The organism is Kitasatospora sp. NPDC056531 (assembly GCF_042794375.1).
GTDB lineage: Bacteria > Actinomycetota > Actinomycetes > Streptomycetales > Streptomycetaceae > Kitasatospora.
On record NZ_JBHTTU010000028.1, the window covers coordinates 8,663 to 9,033 of the forward strand.

The 371-nt window shown below is 62.3% G+C and carries 1 tRNA gene; it reads left to right on the plus strand.

The annotated features are described in order from the left end of the window. The first annotated feature begins 252 nt into the window (after nt 1-252). Nucleotides 253-324 (plus strand) — tRNA-Gln (locus tag ACFQ87_RS22875). Nucleotides 325-371 lie beyond the last annotated feature (47 nt).

Genomic DNA, 371 nt, shown 5'->3' on the forward strand with positions numbered 1-371 from the left:
GAGAGCGGGGAGGCGAGCGGGGAGAAAAAAAGGCACCTCCCTCCTTCACCCTCCCCCCTCACCGCACCCGGAGGTCACCGGACGGCCTCCCCGTCGCTGCCTGCGGTTATCGATTTTGGAGCCGGGGCCGACGTCGGGTAATGTTCTTTCTGCGCCGCCCGGGAGGGAACGGACGAGGGAGCGAAAGCCCCTCGGAAGGGACCGACTGAGAGGCGCAACGCCTGAGAAGGACCCGCAGGGGTTCAACTCTGGTGGGGTATGGTGTAATTGGCAGCACGACTGATTCTGGTTCAGTTAGTCTAGGTTCGAGTCCTGGTACCCCAGCGCTGTACGATCGGTGACGATCGCACCGCAGGACAAATGAAGATCAA